The 15,829-nt window shown below is 63.3% G+C and carries 14 protein-coding genes and 1 tRNA gene; 5 read left to right on the top strand and 10 right to left on the bottom strand.

Annotated elements, in window-relative coordinates:
• The first annotated feature begins 182 nt into the window (after positions 1–182).
• Positions 183–3,212, top strand: coding sequence for a UPF0182 family protein (locus ACIP5Y_RS12785; RefSeq protein WP_400349928.1), 3,030 nt, complete (start codon positions 183–185; stop codon positions 3,210–3,212).
• 234 nt (positions 3,213–3,446) lie between these two features.
• The gene (locus ACIP5Y_RS12780) at positions 3,447–4,298 is read left to right on the top strand and encodes an NAD(P)H-binding protein (RefSeq protein WP_400349927.1); all 852 of its coding nucleotides are present in this window, start codon (positions 3,447–3,449) and stop codon (positions 4,296–4,298) included.
• Positions 4,299–4,405: 107 nt separating this feature from the next.
• Here the strand turns inward: ACIP5Y_RS12780 and ACIP5Y_RS12775 are convergent, their stop codons facing one another.
• Positions 4,406–4,945 (bottom strand): transglycosylase family protein, encoded by a 540-nt coding sequence (locus tag ACIP5Y_RS12775; RefSeq protein ID WP_400349926.1) that lies wholly within the window; start codon positions 4,943–4,945, stop codon positions 4,406–4,408.
• Positions 4,946–5,461: 516 nt separating this feature from the next.
• Between ACIP5Y_RS12775 and ACIP5Y_RS12770 the strand changes: the two genes are divergently transcribed.
• Positions 5,462–5,535 (top strand) — tRNA-Met (locus ACIP5Y_RS12770).
• Positions 5,536–5,623: 88 nt separating this feature from the next.
• On the opposite strand, the gene ACIP5Y_RS12765 is transcribed toward ACIP5Y_RS12770, so the two are convergent.
• From ACIP5Y_RS12765 to ACIP5Y_RS12725, 9 genes are all read right to left on the bottom strand, one after another.
• Positions 5,624–6,955, bottom strand: coding sequence for a tyrosine-type recombinase/integrase (locus ACIP5Y_RS12765; protein WP_400349925.1), 1,332 nt, complete (start codon positions 6,953–6,955; stop codon positions 5,624–5,626).
• On the bottom strand, positions 6,952–7,182 hold the full coding sequence (locus ACIP5Y_RS12760) for a helix-turn-helix domain-containing protein (RefSeq protein ID WP_400349924.1): 231 nt from the start codon (positions 7,180–7,182) through the stop codon (positions 6,952–6,954). The genes ACIP5Y_RS12765 and ACIP5Y_RS12760 overlap by 4 nt, the downstream gene beginning before the upstream one ends.
• An 854-nt stretch (positions 7,183–8,036) precedes the next feature.
• Complete coding sequence (locus tag ACIP5Y_RS12755; RefSeq protein WP_400349923.1) at positions 8,037–8,843, bottom strand: hypothetical protein; 807 nt, start codon at positions 8,841–8,843, stop codon at positions 8,037–8,039.
• Entirely contained in the window at positions 8,840–11,293 is a 2,454-nt protein-coding gene (locus ACIP5Y_RS12750) for a hypothetical protein (protein ID WP_400349922.1), read from the bottom strand. Before ACIP5Y_RS12750 ends, ACIP5Y_RS12755 begins: the two co-directional genes overlap by 4 nt.
• Positions 11,294–11,594: 301 nt before the next feature.
• Positions 11,595–12,113 carry a hypothetical protein gene (locus ACIP5Y_RS12745; RefSeq protein WP_400349921.1) on the bottom strand — a complete coding sequence of 173 codons (519 nt, stop codon included), beginning with the start codon at positions 12,111–12,113 and terminating at the stop codon, positions 11,595–11,597.
• 581 nt (positions 12,114–12,694) lie between these two features.
• Positions 12,695–13,114, bottom strand: a complete 420-nt coding sequence (locus ACIP5Y_RS12740; RefSeq protein WP_400349920.1) for a hypothetical protein — start codon at positions 13,112–13,114, stop codon at positions 12,695–12,697.
• Between the two features lie 63 nt (positions 13,115–13,177).
• Positions 13,178–13,618 (bottom strand): hypothetical protein, encoded by a 441-nt coding sequence (locus ACIP5Y_RS12735; protein WP_400349919.1) that lies wholly within the window; start codon positions 13,616–13,618, stop codon positions 13,178–13,180.
• A gap of 30 nt (positions 13,619–13,648) precedes the next feature.
• Positions 13,649–14,005, bottom strand: a complete 357-nt coding sequence (locus ACIP5Y_RS12730; RefSeq protein WP_400349918.1) for a hypothetical protein — start codon at positions 14,003–14,005, stop codon at positions 13,649–13,651.
• Positions 14,002–14,340, bottom strand: coding sequence for a hypothetical protein (locus ACIP5Y_RS12725; RefSeq protein ID WP_400349917.1), 339 nt, complete (start codon positions 14,338–14,340; stop codon positions 14,002–14,004). The genes ACIP5Y_RS12730 and ACIP5Y_RS12725 overlap by 4 nt, the downstream gene beginning before the upstream one ends.
• 169 nt (positions 14,341–14,509) lie before the next feature.
• Between ACIP5Y_RS12725 and ACIP5Y_RS12720 the strand changes: the two genes are divergently transcribed.
• The gene (locus ACIP5Y_RS12720) at positions 14,510–15,367 is read left to right on the top strand and encodes a helix-turn-helix domain-containing protein (protein WP_400349916.1); all 858 of its coding nucleotides are present in this window, start codon (positions 14,510–14,512) and stop codon (positions 15,365–15,367) included.
• 11 nt (positions 15,368–15,378) lie between these two features.
• On the top strand, positions 15,379–15,747 hold the full coding sequence (locus ACIP5Y_RS12715) for a DUF397 domain-containing protein (RefSeq protein WP_400349915.1): 369 nt from the start codon (positions 15,379–15,381) through the stop codon (positions 15,745–15,747).
• Positions 15,748–15,829: the final 82 nt, after the last annotated feature.

The raw sequence follows: 15,829 nt of genomic DNA, 5'->3' as shown, positions 1-15,829 counted from the left end.
ACCGGGCTTGCCCGATCGAAAGCCGACGGGCCCGACTTCGACCTCCCGACGGCCGGACCGAGGTCGTTTTACGTAGAGTGGGGCGCGAATGGTCCCCCGGGACCACCTCGCATCATCGGACTGCGGCGCACCGGGCCGGTCACCCCGGCATGGGCGCCGCCGGACCCTGGGAGAGTGGCATCGTGGGCATGCGCCCCCCGACTGGCTTACCTTCGCTGTCCCGACGCAGCCGCATACTGCTGGTGACGGCCTTGGTGCTGGCGGCCCTGTTATTGATCGGGCCGCGCCTCACCGACGCCTATACGAACTGGTTGTGGTTCGGGGAGGTGGGTTTCCGGAGCGTCTACCACAAGGTGCTGCTGACCCGGATTCTGTTGTTCCTGGTAGTCGCGCTGGTGGTGGCCGCGATCATCTGGCTGTCGCTGCTGGTGGCGTATCGGTCCCGGCCGGTGTTCGTGCCGGTTTCGGGGCCGGGGGATCCGATCGCGCGGTATCGCACCACCGTCATGAGCCGGCTGCGCTTGTTCGGCATCGGCATCCCGCTGATCATCGGCGTGCTGTCGGGCCTGGTGGCACAGTCGAGTTGGGTGACGGTGCAGTTGTTCCTGCACGGTGGCTCGTTCGGGGTGAAGGATCCGCAGTTCCATCTGGACGTGGGTTTCTACGCCTTCGATCTGCCGTTCTATCGCATGGTGCTGAACTGGCTGTTCGTCTCCGTGGTGATCGCGTTCTTCGCGAACCTGGTGACGCACTACGTGTTCGGCGGGCTGCGGCTGGCCGGCCGGGAGGGCACGCTGAGCAATGCGGCGCGCATCCAGCTGGCCGTGCTGGCGGGACTCTTCGTGCTGCTCAAGGCGATTGCGTACTGGTTCGACCGGTATGCGCTGTTGTCCAGTACGCGGAAGGAGCCGACATTCAGTGGCGCCTCCTATACCGATATCAATGCGGTGTTGCCGGCCAAGCTGATCCTGTTGTCCATCGCGGTGATCTGCGCGCTCGCCTTCTTCGGTGGGATCGTGCTGCGCGACTTGCGGATTCCGGCGATGGCGGCGGCGCTGCTGGTGCTGTCCTCGATCCTGGTCGGCGCGGTGTGGCCGCTGCTGGTGGAGCAGTTCTCGGTGCGCCCGAACGCGGCCACCAAGGAAGCGGCCTATATCTCCCGCAATATCGAGGCCACCCGGGAGGCGTACGGGCTGACTCCGGACAAGGTGCAGTACACCGATTACAAGTCCGATTCCAGTCCGGAGGCCGCGGCGAAGACGCAGGCCGATCAGCAGACGGCCGCCAATATCCGGCTGCTCGATCCGAGCCTGCTGACGCCGACCTTCATTCAGCGCAACCAGCAGCTGCAGAACTTCTACGGCTTCCCGGACACGCTGGCGGTCGATCGCTACACCATCAACAACCAGGCCGGCGATTACATTGTGGCGGCGCGTGAGCTGCAGCCGCAGAATCTGGCCGACAACCAGAAGGATTGGATCAACCGGCACACCGTTTACACGCACGGCAACGGTTTCGTCGCCTCGCCGGCCAACAAGGTGAACGCGGCGCCGCCGGCGGATCCCTCGCAGGTGCAGCAGGCCGCGGGTAATGACGTTAATGCCGGTGGCTACGGCTATCCGGTGTTCGCGGTGCCCGGGCCGAACGGCACCGAATTGAAGACGGTCAGTGACCTTTTCACGCCGCAGGACCAGGAGGCCATTCCGGTCGATCAGCCGCGCATCTACTACGGCGAGCTGATCTCGAAGACCGATTCCGACTACGCCATCGTCGGCAGCAACGGTCAGCCGGCGCGTGAGTACGACACCAATGATTCGCAGTACACCTACAACGGTGCGGGCGGTGTGTCGATCGGAAACTGGTTCAACCGGCTGGCTTTCGCGGCCAAGTATGCCGAGCGCAATATCTTGTTCTCGAGCGCCATCGGGTCGGATTCGAAGATCATCTTCAACCGTAATCCGCGGGACCGGGTCGAGAAGGTGGCGCCGTGGCTGACCACCGACGGCAGCGCCTACCCGGCGGTGGTGGACAAGCGCATCGTCTGGATCGTCGACGCGTACACCACGCTCGACAACTACCCGTACGCCCAGCGCACCTCGCTGGACGGCGCGGTGGAGGACAGCATCGACCAGACCACCGGCCGGTTGCTGCCGCGCAAGGAGGTGTCCTACATCCGTAACTCGGTGAAGGCCACCGTCGACGCCTACGACGGCACGGTGAAGCTGTACACGGTGGATCCCACCGATCCGGTGCTGAAGGCGTGGAGTTCGGTCTTCCCGGGCACGGTGAAGCCGGAGAGCGCGATCACGCCGGAGTTGCGGGCGCACTTCCGTTATCCCGAGGATCTTTTCAAGGTGCAGCGGGAGATGCTGGCGAACTACCACGTGGACGATCCGCGAGAGTTCTTCACCAACAACGCCTTCTGGTCGGTGCCCAACGATCCGACCCAGGAGGGTGCGGCCAGCGGTTCGCATCAGCCGCCCTACTACGTGCTGATCGGTGATCCCAAGACCGGTAAGCCGGAGTTCAACCTGACCGGTGTGATGGTGGGCTACAAGCGGAACTTCCTGACGGCCTATCTGCAAGCGCATTCGGATCCGGGTAACTACGGGAAGCTGACGGTGCTGCGCTTGCCTGCCGATGCCCCGGCGGGTCCGGGGCAGGTGCAGACGTCGATGACCAACTACGGTCCGGTGGCGCAGCAGCGGAACCTGCTCACCGCGAGCAACCAGAACAAGATCAAGTACGGGAATCTGCTGACCCTGCCGGTCGGCAACGGCGGCATCCTGTACGTGGAACCGTGGTATCTGGAACGCAATTCGGCCGGGTCCAACGCCCCGTCCTACCCGCAGCTGGTGAAGGTGCTGGTCAGTTACCAGGACAAGATCGGCTTCGGTGCGACGGTCCAGGACGCGCTGAGTCAGGTCGGCTTGTCGGATCTGGCCGGTGCGGCCACCGTGCAACCGAATTCGACGGTGACACCGCCGAATCAGAACCAGGGCAACCCGCCGCCGAACCAGAGCAACCCGGCGCCCACCGTCCCGATACCGGCGCCGTCCGGTTCCGCGGCCAAGGACGCGGCGGTGGCGCAGATCAACGATGCGCTCAAGGCGGTTCAGGATGCGCAGAAGTCGGGTGATCTGGGGACGCTCGGCAAGGCGCTGGAGCAGCTCCAGACCGCGGTGAACAACTATCAGAAGGCCGGCAACTAGCCGGGTCCGGCTGCGGCCGAGGCGCTGTCACCCCTTGGGTGGCAGCGCCTTTCTGTTGTCCGGGGTGAATCCGTGCGATGGTGAATTCTCCAGCCATCTGCCTGATCTGTAGCGGAAGTCATTGATCATCGGTAGGTAGTTGGAGGATTACCGGCAGATGAGCGCTGTGGATGGATCGAATCATGCTCCGGGACGACGCTGATGGCAGCAAATCAGTCGATGAAGGAGTTCCCCATGATTCTCGTAACCGGAGCCACCGGCACCGTCGGCCGGGCCGTGGTCGATCGGCTGCGTGCGCTCGGCCAGCCGGTGCGTGCGCTCACCCGGCGGCCCGAAACCGCGGGCCTGCCAGGCGATATCGAGGTGGTGCGCGGTGATCTCGGTGTGCCCGAGGATATTTCGGCGGCACTGACCGATGTCGATCGCGTCTTCCTGCTCACGGCAGGCCCCGAGATCCCCGGCCACGACGCAAATCTCGCGGCGGCCGCGGCGGCCTCCGGAGTGCGGCGCATCGTGAAGCTGTCCTCCGGCCGGGTCGACGACGCGACCGCCACCGATCCGATTCCGGCCTGGCATCGGGCGGGCGAAGCGGCGGTGCGCGAGAGCGGGATCCCGTGGACGATGTTGCGGCCCTTGGGCTTCATGTCGAACGCGCTGCACTGGGCGGGGGCCGTGCGTGCTCAGGACACCGTGCTTGCGCCGTTCGGCCAGGGCCGGATCGCGGTGGTCGACGCCGGTGATATCGCCGCTGTCGCAACGGAATCCCTGATCGGGGCCGGGCATGAGGGGCGGTCGTACACGCTCAGCGGTCCGCAGGCGCTGTCGCCGGGTGAGCAGACCGAGATCCTGGCCGAGGTGCTGGGCCGGCCGCTGCGCTATGTGGAGACCGCGCCGGCGGAGGCGCGGGCGGCGCTGCTGTCCTTCGGCGTGGAACCCGAAATGGCCGATGCCATCATGGCTTTGCGGGCCACCGCGCTGGAGTCGTTCACCTCGGTGGTGCATCCGGCGGTCGAGGCGGTCACCGGTCGCCCGCCGCGGTCGTTCCGGGAGTGGGCGGTCGAGCATCGGGCCGAGTTCGCCGCCTGAGGCTCACGACGCTGCCGTGCGGGGCTCATGATGACGATAGGCGCTGCCGTCCTCGTTGGCGGCAGCGCCAGTCGCTTTCTTCCTGCGTAGGGAAGGAATCGGTGGGTTCAGCGGCCCAGGGAATCGATGAGTCCGGTGTTCTGCTGCAGGACCTGGTTGTACTGGTCCTGGACACCGAACTGCTGAGCCAGCCCGCCGGCGACGCTCTCGGCCTGATTGATCAGGGCCTGGCGATCGGTGGGGGCGGGCGCGGGGGCAGGAGCGGGCGCGGGTTCCGGGGCGGCGGCGACCTCGGGCTCGGAGGAGCCCTGGCGCAGGTACTGGCCGCAGACCGGCCAGGCGCCGCGGCCCTGGGAGTTGAGCACGTTCTCGGCCACGCGGATCTGCTCGTCCTTGCTCGCGCTGGACGGTGAGCCGTAGCCGCCGTTGGCGGCCCAGGTGCTCTGCGTGAACTGCAGACCGCCGTAGTAGCCGTTGCCGGTGTTGATGCCCCAGTTGCCGCCCGACTCACACTGGGCGACACCGTCCCAGTCGTGTGCCGGAGCGGCGGAAGCGGTTGCTGAGAAGCCGAACGGGACGGCAACAAGTGCGCTGGTCACGGCCGCCAGGCCGAGGACGCGGGTGTTGATCTTCCGGTTCTGTTTCATGGTCGTTTCCTTCCCTGCGCTCGCCGGCTTCCGACGCATGAGCTCCGTCATGTCCCTGTCCCCAGGAGGTCGGGGCACCCAACCGCGGGACAGGGTTTCCGGCGTGCGGCGGTTCGGGTCGAGGCCCATCACGGGTTTGATCCAGGCCGAAACAGACGATAACGAGGAAATCTCGACAGATCACGTCTTGATAACTCCAGAATTGCATGAAGCGAATGACCGCGAAAACCCCGTTGATGCAGGCTGGCTATGCTGTATTTGCATATTCCGATCGGTCTGTTATCTACCCGTGATGTGACTTTACTCACGACCGAAATGTGATGCCGGTCACGTTTTTCGACGGATTTCGTGGAGACGCGCACGCGAACCCGCCATCTGAACCAAGATTTTCAGCCGTTCCGAACCCCCTGAACCCCCGCCACCCTCGTTCAAGATCGCGCCGTTCACCCTCGAAACGCCACCTGACCAGCCGATTTGGTACTACGGCAAGCCCGTGTGTAATGTTGTGTTCACCGACGCGGGGTGGAGCAGCTCGGTAGCTCGCTGGGCTCATAACCCAGAGGTCGCAGGTTCAAATCCTGTCCCCGCTACTAGGGAAAACGGCCCGGAACCAACAGGTTCCGGGCCGTTTTCGCATTCATTTGGCATCACGGTTGGCATCATTAGCCAAACTCAGTTTCATGGGTGCGGTGCCGTCGCAGGGGTTTCGCGGCGTCCCAGCATGTAGCTGGCGGCGCGAGCGGCAGCGTCCTCGTCCATGCCGGGCAGGACGTGTTGATAGGTCTTCATAGTGAAGGCGACGTCGGCGTGCCCGGCGCGTTGGCTGACCACCTTCGGGCTGACTCCGGCCATCAGGGACGCGGTGATGTAGGTGTGGCGCAGGTCGTAGAAGCGGATCTCGGGCAGCCCGGCGCGTGCGCCGAGGCGCTTGAATCGTTCCCGGATGGAATCAGGGTGCACGGGGCGGCCGTCTTCATAGGTGAAGACCAGGTCGGTGTCGCGGAAGTCGTCACCGTAGAGCGCGCGTTCGGCATCCTGGATGGCCTTCCAGGTGCGCAGCGCGTACACGGTTTCGGTGTCGAGAGCGATCAGGCGGACCGAGTCTTCGGATTTGACCTCGGCGTCCTGAGCGCGTCCGGCCACGACGACCCGGCCCTGGTACACCGACAGCACTCCAGCGTCGAGATCCAGGGAGGGCCAGCGGATTCCGCAGATTTCCGCGCGTCGCAGTCCGGTGGTCAATTCCAACCGGAACAGCGCGTAGAAGCGGTCGAAGCAGATGCTGTCCATGAACTGGGTGGCCTGCTCGGGCGTCCACACCGGTCGCCGTGCGCGGGGGACGCGAGGTGGTCTCGCGTTGTCGGCGGGGTTGTCGACGAGGTGTTTCCAGGCGACGGCGTCGACGAGGGCGCGGTGGATGGCGAGGTGGATGTTGCGGACGGTTTTCGGTTCCAGCCCAGCTGGTTTCGGTTTCGGTATCCGCCCGGATTTGAAGCGGCGCACGGCGGCTCGGGCGGCGTGGATGGTGACTCCGCGGGCTTGCTCGATCTGGCGGGGTGTGGGCTGCTGGCCGCGGTCGGTCGCCTTGAGCCAGTACTGGTACATGCGAATGTTGTTGTCGGGCTTGATGCGTCCGTCGGTGAGGAGTTGGGTGTAGAACTTCACCAGCATCGGAGCGGTCAGTTTCTGTAGATCGCCGGCGCCGAGGCGGGGTACGACGTAGGCGTGGACGAACGCCTGCCAGTTGTCGTAGGTGGTGGCGTCGACGACCATCTTGATCGCGGGCAGCCATTCGTCGACGAAGAACGCGCGCACGGTGAGCTTCGAGTGCTTCACCCGCTTGTTCTGCTCGACCGCTTTGATCGCTTCCCGGCAGGCCACCCAGGCTTCCTTCTCAGTGGCGAAGCCGCCTTTGGAGTCGTATTCGGGTTTGCCGTCGGGGCCCTTCTCCGGGAGTCGGAACTGGTAGTACCAGATGTTGCCGCGCTTGCGGACGTGCCCCTGCTTCATGCGGCGGCCTGCCCGAGGTCGTCCTGTTCGAGCATTGCCCGCAGTCGGGCTGTGACGATGTAGACGCGTCCGCCCATGCGCTTGGTCGGTAGGTCGCCGGACTCGGCGAGCCGGTATGCCGCGGAGCGGCTGATCCCGAGCAGCGCTGCGGTTCTGGGCACGGACAGCAGTAGCGGAAGCGTGTCCCAGTGATTGCGGTGGCTGGGATCCGGGTCGGGTTCGGGCATGGTCGCATCCTTTGGTCGGGTGCCGGATCGGCTAGGTACCGGTGCGGTACGACGGGATATGGACCCTCCGGTGCGTTCGTTGGGTCAAGTGCCTCGTGCACGGAATGGGTTCTTGAACGTGGGCACCCTGTACTCGCGACAAAGCTCCCGAAAATCCCTCCCGGGGGTGGTCACAGTTGGAGAATCCGGAGCGCGGCTGCTCGAAGTGGCCGCAGCGAATGGGCGGTGCGCGTGTCCGGCCTACACAGGTGCCGAGATCAATACACACGGCCGGATCCGACTGCATCTCGGAGCATCCTGGGCCAAGCTGGCCTTCAGCGTTGACGATCAGCCAATCCACCGAGGATGAATGATGAGCAGCTCCCAGACGGATTTTCTGTTTGACCCCCACACCCTTCCTCCGTGGAGGTTCCCGAAGCCGGGCGTCGACTACGTGGGCCGCATCCTGACCACCCCATACGTGGCATGCTGTCCCGCCACATCGCCGCAGTCCTCTGCAGGATCCGGCAATCACCCGCAGTACACCGCAGAACAGGGTGCTGCAAATTCCGCTGTGGTGCAGTGAGACCGAGCGGGAGCCAGTAACCGAATCGTCGTCCGCTCACTGCAGTCACGATTGACGGAATGGGGATGACAATGTGGGCGGAACTCGGTAAGACGGTCCGTAAAGGGGTGGTGGTGGAATGCCACCACCACCCGCCGGCCTCTCTGCTCCGGCTGGACGATACGCGGCGATACTTCTGCGAGAGCTCCGAGCGGAAATTGAAGCGGCGTAGGGCAATCCAAGGCTGCCGCGAGGTCAGGACAGATTGGCTCCGATCACCCGTCCGTCGGCGTTCACGATAGGTAGTTGGTCAGGATGGCGGGGTTCGCGCTTCCTTGGCAAGCGCCGCGAGCTTGTCGGCTAGCTCGTCGACACCGAGATCACGGATTGTATTGGATAGCAATATCAGCAATTCGATTCGACCCGAGTCGGATAGGTCGGTCAGTAGGTTGTGCAACAACGTCGCTGTGGAGACCCATCGACTGCTCGAGTCCCACATGTGGAGCTGGCGCGCGAGATGGTCGAGATCGGTATCAGGGCGTATACCGAGCCGTGTGGCGAACTCGCTGTGCCGATCGACGGTCTTGTACAGCTCGACCGTCGCAGGGGATTCGAGGATCTGTCCCCGTAGAAATTCGACTCGGGCCCGTGTTTGGCGTTGTGCGAGAGCATCGAGATGGCAGTCGTGTTCCAGCGCCTCGCGTTCCAAGCGTTGTGCTTGTCGCTGGGCCTCGATCTGGCGAGCGGCACGGCAGGTTTCTTCATCGGCTTCTACGGCTACGTTGATTGCGGAGATTACGATGCCGTCGCTGTGCCGCGGTAAGGCCCGTAGGTTGGTCATGATGTCCTGACGGGCCCTATCACATCGCAGGACGTTGTGATGCCTCGCGATGCTCTCGATGTCGGTTTGGAGGGCAGAGGCAGCGCCGTAGGGATCGGCAGCGTGTCCGTCCGCGGCGATGGGCTGCCACGCAAATGTCACCTGTATGGAGAAGGGCAGCAGCTTGTCGATGCTGGTGACGCGGTCGACGAAGGAGAACGGATTGTCGGTGAGAGCGAGATCGTCCGGGGACGGTGCGTTGTAGTGGGCTGCCTTGCGGCGGAATGGGTCTCTCACGCCCTATCGGCATCCGGTGTTCGCGTTGCCAGAATATCTGAGATGTTGTGATGTGCGCTCACGTCGTTGGTGCGGGCTCGTCGGGCGCCGAATTCTTGCAGATCGTTGTCGAGAAGTTCGTGCAGGTCCAATCGAACGCCGTTGCGTATTGGACGGTCTGGATGACGCTCCCGGGCCCAGGTATCGGCACCTAGACGGAGAATATCTCGTATGGATAGTCGGTTGTCGATCGCGACGGCATGGCGCAGTACATCGAGGATGATTGGGCGCAACGTGGGTTGTTTGTGGGCGGCCTCAAGCCAGATATCCAGCGCAGCTTGGACATTCGGTCCCGAGGCGTCAGCAGGTGCCGAAAGCAGCGTTCGCCAACCTCTTGCCAGTTCCTCGATGGAGGGTTGGAAGTCGATTTCTTCCAGAAGGTCAATCGGCACTAGATGGTGTGCCAGCAAGGCGGGAGTATCCAGCTCGTCAGGCAGGGTCACGACGGCCAGCGCGCCAAAGGCGTACCGTCCGACAGTTCCTCGACGGAGACCGTGATCGCACCACTTCACGACGTATTCGAATAGGATGGTGCGCATCGCGGGGTCGCGGAAGAGAGTGGTGACAGCGTTCGAAACCAGTGCCGTGGTCTCGGGTTCGCTGATGGTTTCGGTGACCTTTTTCAGTCGGCGAAGAGCTTTGTCAGCGTATTGGCGACCGAATCTGCCTTGGCAGACTGCCACGACCGCCTCCTGCAGTACAGGGTTGTCCCTGCTGGACCAGCTGAGCAGCATCTGATGAATGTAGGAGGCGCTGAGCTCGTCGATAGCGGCTGTGTCGACGATTTCTATGGCCAGTGCCCATAAGCCGGTGTCTTTGTGCCAAGCGGTGACGAGTCTCTTGAGCGGCTCTTGGCGGCGGTGACGGACTGCCCAACGGACGGCGAATGCGCCGATTCTGCGCGCGAGGTCGTGCTTGTCGCTCGTGGAGAAGTTTTCGAAGGCGGCGTTGATCACGCCACCGCGGGAAGGGACTTGGGCGAGCCACTCGCAGAAGGCCGAACGCGCCAGTGGTCGGTCGCTCCAGAAGTATTCGAGCGCTGCGTCGTCCCAGTCGGCTTTGCTGAACACGAGGACGTCGTTGTCGTCGCGACGGGCGTCGATCTCGGCTATCAATGCGTACGCGCCGGGTGCTTGCTGGCCCGTGAGACGGATCTTTTGCTTATCGAGCGTTCGGCATAGATCGGCAGCGGTGGCGTAGATATGGCTGACAGAGCCACCGCGTAGGACTGCAGCCGCAAGCAAGAAATTGCGGTCGAGCGCGGTCCGGGACGGTTTCGAGTGCCACTCCAGGAGCTCGTCGTGCCAGTTCTTGCACGCCTTAACAACGCCGGCGACGAGCTTGTCGAATTCGATGGCCGCCTCGTCGGGGTCTGTGACGGGCACATTGCCGGAGCGGGTAGCGACGTAATGCCGGTGTTCTTTGATAATGATGTCGGCGACGCGGCGGGCTTCTGCGGGAGGGCGACCTGTGAGCAGCGGCGCGATGTCGTGGTGGTCGACCCATTCGGATGCCGCGATGTCGGGCTCGCAGGCGAGTAATCGTCGATGGGCGATGTCCCTCGGCTGGGCAACCCCGAGGTCAGGTGCAACGCCGCGGGGCGCGCCTGATCCAATGCGCAGCCATTGTGCGGGTCGAGTGAGGATGATGAGTCGATTATGGCGCTTGGCGAGGACCACGGCGGCCTCATGCAAGGTAGCGCCGAATGAGTCGTGGACACGTAGTTCGTCGTCTGGCGGTAATTCGAGAAGAAATCCACACTGGCGGTCGTGGGGTAGTCGACGGGGGGCAAAATACCCGCTTTGTCCGATCGGTATGGGCCGAACCTCCGTAATGGCATGCTCGCGCAGTAACTCGCTCATCAGTGCGAGTGCCATGATGCGTCGGCCCTGATCGGGAGGTCGATTGACCACCAGGACACCACCGGGCAACCGCAGTCTCTGCAAAGCTTCTACGAAGGGTTCCTCGGGGGTCGGTCGCGCGAACTCTCGGCGCTTGTCTTGCAAGTACCCGGGATCGCTAGGCGCGTGGAGATCGAGGGTTTCTTCGAAGTGCTGGACAAGGCCGACTATCGAGCCGAGATTGACGGCAACACCCTGCTGGATCTTTACCTTGGATTCGCTGCTGTCGGCGGATGCGTCCACGGTCGACGTAGCTGCGGGTGTCTTTGGCTTCTGATCGAAATGGTCCACGTCCAGGGGCGCAGCTATCGTTGGCTCTTCAGCCACCGAATCCGGCTGCATCGCTTCGGTGTTCGTCGGAGATGCATACGTCGGTTCGATGCTGTGCGGGTGCTCCGAGAGACTGTCCTGATGATGGTCAGTGTGCCCAACATGAGCGGTCGGACTGGCAAGCTCGTAATCGTCGGCCTCGGGAGACGAGGGGGTCGCTTGAGGTTGCGAGAGAGGCATCGCCGGGTCGGATACCGCGGGCGGCTCCGAGTATTGAGGGGAATCAGAGTGGGAGATGCTGGGCCGCAATATATCTGGCGTAGGTTCGCTCGTGCCTCGGTCCGCCGGGTGCGCGTGATCTTCTCGGCCCTGAGGTTGATCGATTTCAGGGTTCTCGGTGCCATGGCCCGGAGGACGGAGGAAGGGCGCTCTGAGTGACGGCTTGTTCTGCCCGATGAACTCAGGTGTTTCGGGCTCGACAAGGGGAGGGGTGTGTTGCCGGTATTCGTCGGGGCTGGGATTCATTGTGCCGCTGCGTCCCTCAACCGATGGACCCGAGATCGGCTCCGGTCATGGAACCGCCGGACTCGACACGCGTGGACTTCTGATCCACGTGGACCTTGGCTTGCCCGCCGACGCGGGTAGCCTTTACCCCCGTCACGGTGTCAGCGATCGAGTCGACGTTCTGGCTGACATCTACCGTGGGTCCTGGACGCTGCTCAGCGAACACAAATTCCTGCCCGTAGATCGCCTCGAGGTCTCGTTTGAGCGCCGCGAGAACCTGTCGAAGGTCTTCGTCGCCTTCGCGTGCGCGATCGGGATCGGCAAGGTACTGCTCAAGGACATCGCGAGCCTGAGCCACCCGTTCGATCCGGTCGTCATCGGCCAGCGCCTCGGCATGCACCAGTAGCGGATGCGGTTGTCCAGCAATCTGTTCCGGCTCTTCTACGGGCATGCGACCGGCACGTCTGTCCAGAACGGCATTAGCCCGGTTGAAGAGGAACCGGATCGCCTCGTTGAGCAGCGCTCCTGCCAGTACTGGAAAAGCGATTGGGTCCATTTCTCCGTCCCCTTCGGAACCTGTCGTCAGCCGTTCGGTGCCATGACTCGGCGGGTGTGCACCGCGTTGCGTAATCGTGGTACGAAGTCGCGTGGCGATGTCGGCCCCCTCGCCGCACCTCACCAAGTGAGGTGTCCACAGCGCCGTTTTTGTCCGCCTGTGGACCAGGCGACTATACCCGCTCCACTGCCGTCGATGGCCTGTATCGGCAGCTGCACATCGATTAGAGCGAGACCGGTCGGCATATGAAATGGGTTAGAGCACAGCGTATTACGGGAGGCGTCGATGTATTGCGAGAGGTTTGCTGATCTGGAGTTCGCTGAGTTCGATTGGGCGAGCGGCACTCTCGGGGTCTGATCGGAGAGGGGTATGCGATCCTGATGTCCGATTCCGAAGGCTACCGCCGCCGCCCTAGCTGCCGGAACAGCCTGGATCAATGGCACCCTCGAAAGAGGCTGCTGGGCGCGGTGGGCAGTCATGCCCAACGGCTCGGCCTGGCACACGTACTCAGCGAGCACACCGTCGGCATGTACAAACAAATTGGTATGTGAGAACTCCGGCATCGCCTTCTCCTGAGTGGGTCAGGAACCGAGTCGGGTGGCCGCCTGAAGCGCGGCCACTACGGTGGCGATCGGTGGCCGAGCGGGGCCTTCCGGGGGCCACAACCAGCTGCGCAAGCCGGAACCAGGGGTCGGCAGCGCCAACGGTGTCGGCGTGAGAGTCGGCACGATCGGGTACCGGAACAGCGACCACGACAACCGCAGGGTCGCAGACGAATCCGGCACACCTTCGGTCAGGAAAACCCGCAGGTCACCGCCGACCGCGAAAACCGGCACCGGGGCCATATCCAGCAGGTGACAGGCCGCCGCCGCGAGCAGCCGCGGTACGATCACTCCCGCCGTATGAGGGCCGGTCACCGCGACGATATGGCCGCCAATCGGATCGCGGAACGCCTCCAACGCGAACTGCCGCCGGTACACATCGCAGTGCTGCTCAACCATTCGCACTGCACTACTGAGATCAGCATCGAAAGCTTTGATCCAGACGGGCATTGGCCACCAGCTTCAGCGCGCCGAAGCGGTTGTCGGCCAGCCCCCGGCCGTCCGAGCACCGCTGGAAGGGCCGGCTGCACGGGAACGATGCCCGGAGCGCGCCGTGCTCGGATTCTCCTCGGCAATGCGGGCCCTGATGCTGCGCACTGACCAATACTCCAGATCGTTCTCACGCGAGGAATGGACAGAATCATCGTCTGCGGCATGCAACGTCTGGAGTAGCCACATTGCCATGCAACCCACACCGAAACCGGCCAAGAACACCACGATTACAGACATCGGCAAGCCCTTCTCATCGAATGAAACTTGTTGTCGGACAATCAGAAATCTGTGGCTGGCGCCCAGGTCGCGCTCACAGGCAGGGCATAAGGGAGATCGGATGCTGTTGCAGCGCTGGGTATTTAAATCAACAAGCCTTAGCTTCGGGTCGATCGATTGCGTGGCAATGGCCAAGTGCCCGACGGTGCACGGCGACCCGGGCGCTCACCAGCCACCGTCCGCGCCAGGTACGAACACTTCGTGATGTGCGCTGACGAGGCGGGGCCAGCGGCCGAGCGGGTTCAGCGACCAGATGTCGACGTCGCGCCGTGTGGCGTCCATCCAGCCAGCGAGATGAACCACATGGGGAACCAGCAGGATCGCGATCCCTGAGGGTACGAAACTGGCCAGCAGGCGGGCGAATTCGGCGTCAGTACCGGAGACCAGGACACCGCGCAGTTGGAGCGGAAGTCGACTGGCCAGCGCGCGGATCTGATCTACGTGATCGTCCGTGCTTTCGCCGGAACGGTCGCGCCGTACGAATCCGTACGCGAGTCTTTCCGCGGATCCGGTCCCATTCACAGTGACACCTCGCAAACTCGTGCACCGGCTCGAATGGCCAGGATGTCGAGCAGGCACGTATGCGGAATGGCCATTCCCGACAAGTGACCAGGCGCGGTGATGACGATGTGGGCACCCGTGCGGCAGCATTCGTGCACGAGTTCGAGGTACGCCGGCGGGACGGTCCCTTGGGGCGAGGACTCTCGGAAGACGGCCGCGACCTCGACGCCCAGTCCGCGGGAGACCTCTACCAATCGGTGTTCCCAGTCGGCTACTTCACCGCTGAGCAGATCGATGCGCAGATACCCGTATGCCAGCGGTAACTGTGAATCCTCGACAGCAGTCGTACCCATCATCTCGACCTACCTCGGAGTCGTCGTGGTGCTGCCAAATCAGTCATAGATGGATCACATGTAGATTAGGATGTAGATCTACATCTGGCAATAGATTCACGAACGTTCCGTACGGTGGTGACAGAGGAGCGTCCGGTAATCTCTCGCTGCCAAGTTGAGGAGGTATGTTCCGATGTCCGAACGTCGTGCCGACCCCACGGCCGTGAGCTTCCTGATCGGATACGAGCTGCGCGTCGCACGTGAACGCGCCCGTGTCTCCCAGGTCGAAGCCTCCAAGGAAATCGGCTCCAGCACAGCGAAGATCAACTACCTGGAGACCGGCCGCACCCAACAGCAGCCGGCCGACATACGGAAGCTGCTCGCGCTCTACGGCGTAGACGAGAAGCACATCGACCGTGTGGTGTCCCTGGCCGCCCGCGCCGACCAGAACCCTTGGTGGACACCGTTCGGTGAGGTCCTGCCGGACTGGTTCAAGACCTTCGTCGGACTCGAAGGCATGTGCGAGGGGCTCTTCGCCTTCGAATCGATGAAACTCCCTGGCCAGGTTCAGACACCGGAGTACGCCCGCGCGCTATTCGCCGACAGTATCGAGATCGCACCGCTGGAGATCGATCAGGTCGTCAAGGCTCGGATGGCCCGCCAAAGGCTGGAGACCGAGACCGCGCCGTTGAACTTCCGGGCCGTCATCGACGAGGCGGTCCTGCACCGTCTCGTCGGTGGCCCGGCGGTCATGCGCCAGCAACTCGAACATCTGCTGGATCTGATGAAGCGCGATAACGTCGAACTCCATGTCATGCCGTTCTCGGTCCCCGTGCACGATGGAATCAACGGAGACTTCGTCCTGCTCGACCTACCGGGCGACCGAAGCATCGGATACGTCGAACACTCCACCGGTGCCCTCTACGTCCAAGACGAAGATCAGTTGCGCTGGTACAAGCTCGCAGCCGAACGGCTTTGCGCCGCAGCACTTTCGCCAGCCGAATCAGCCGATATGCTTGCTACACGTATCGCAGCGATCGATAACAACTAACGGAGCACACCATGATCTCGCGCCCGCTCGCTTGGCGGACATCCAGCTACAGCGGAAACACCGGTGGCAACTGTGTCGAGGTGGCCAGCGACGGCGCTCAGGTCTTCATACGCGACAGTAAGTATCGACGCGATGCATCGAACGACCTTCTGCGAGAGCCGATCATCGCTGTCACGCTGACGGAGTGGGCGAATCTGGTCGAAGCGGCTGTCAACGCGTCGAAAGCCGCGACTGAGCCGGCTATCGAGATCGATGACGCGGGTTGCGCCGTCTTCCGGTCAGCCAACGCGCTAACGCTTTCGTTCACTCCTCAAGAATGGGCGGCTTTCGTTGCCGGTGCGGCCGACGGGGAGTTTGACCAGGAAATTCTAGCGGCCTAACTGCATGTGGCGCGTGTAAAGCTGTAACCGGGCTGAGCAAACCGAGCCCCGTGGCGGATCGCTGAAACCCAGGTCATGGTGT

This window comes from Nocardia sp. NPDC088792 (assembly GCF_044750615.1).
Classification (GTDB): Bacteria; Actinomycetota; Actinomycetes; order Mycobacteriales; family Mycobacteriaceae; genus Nocardia.
Note: the sequence above shows the minus strand (reverse complement) of the source record. Positions and strands in the feature narration are given on the sequence as shown.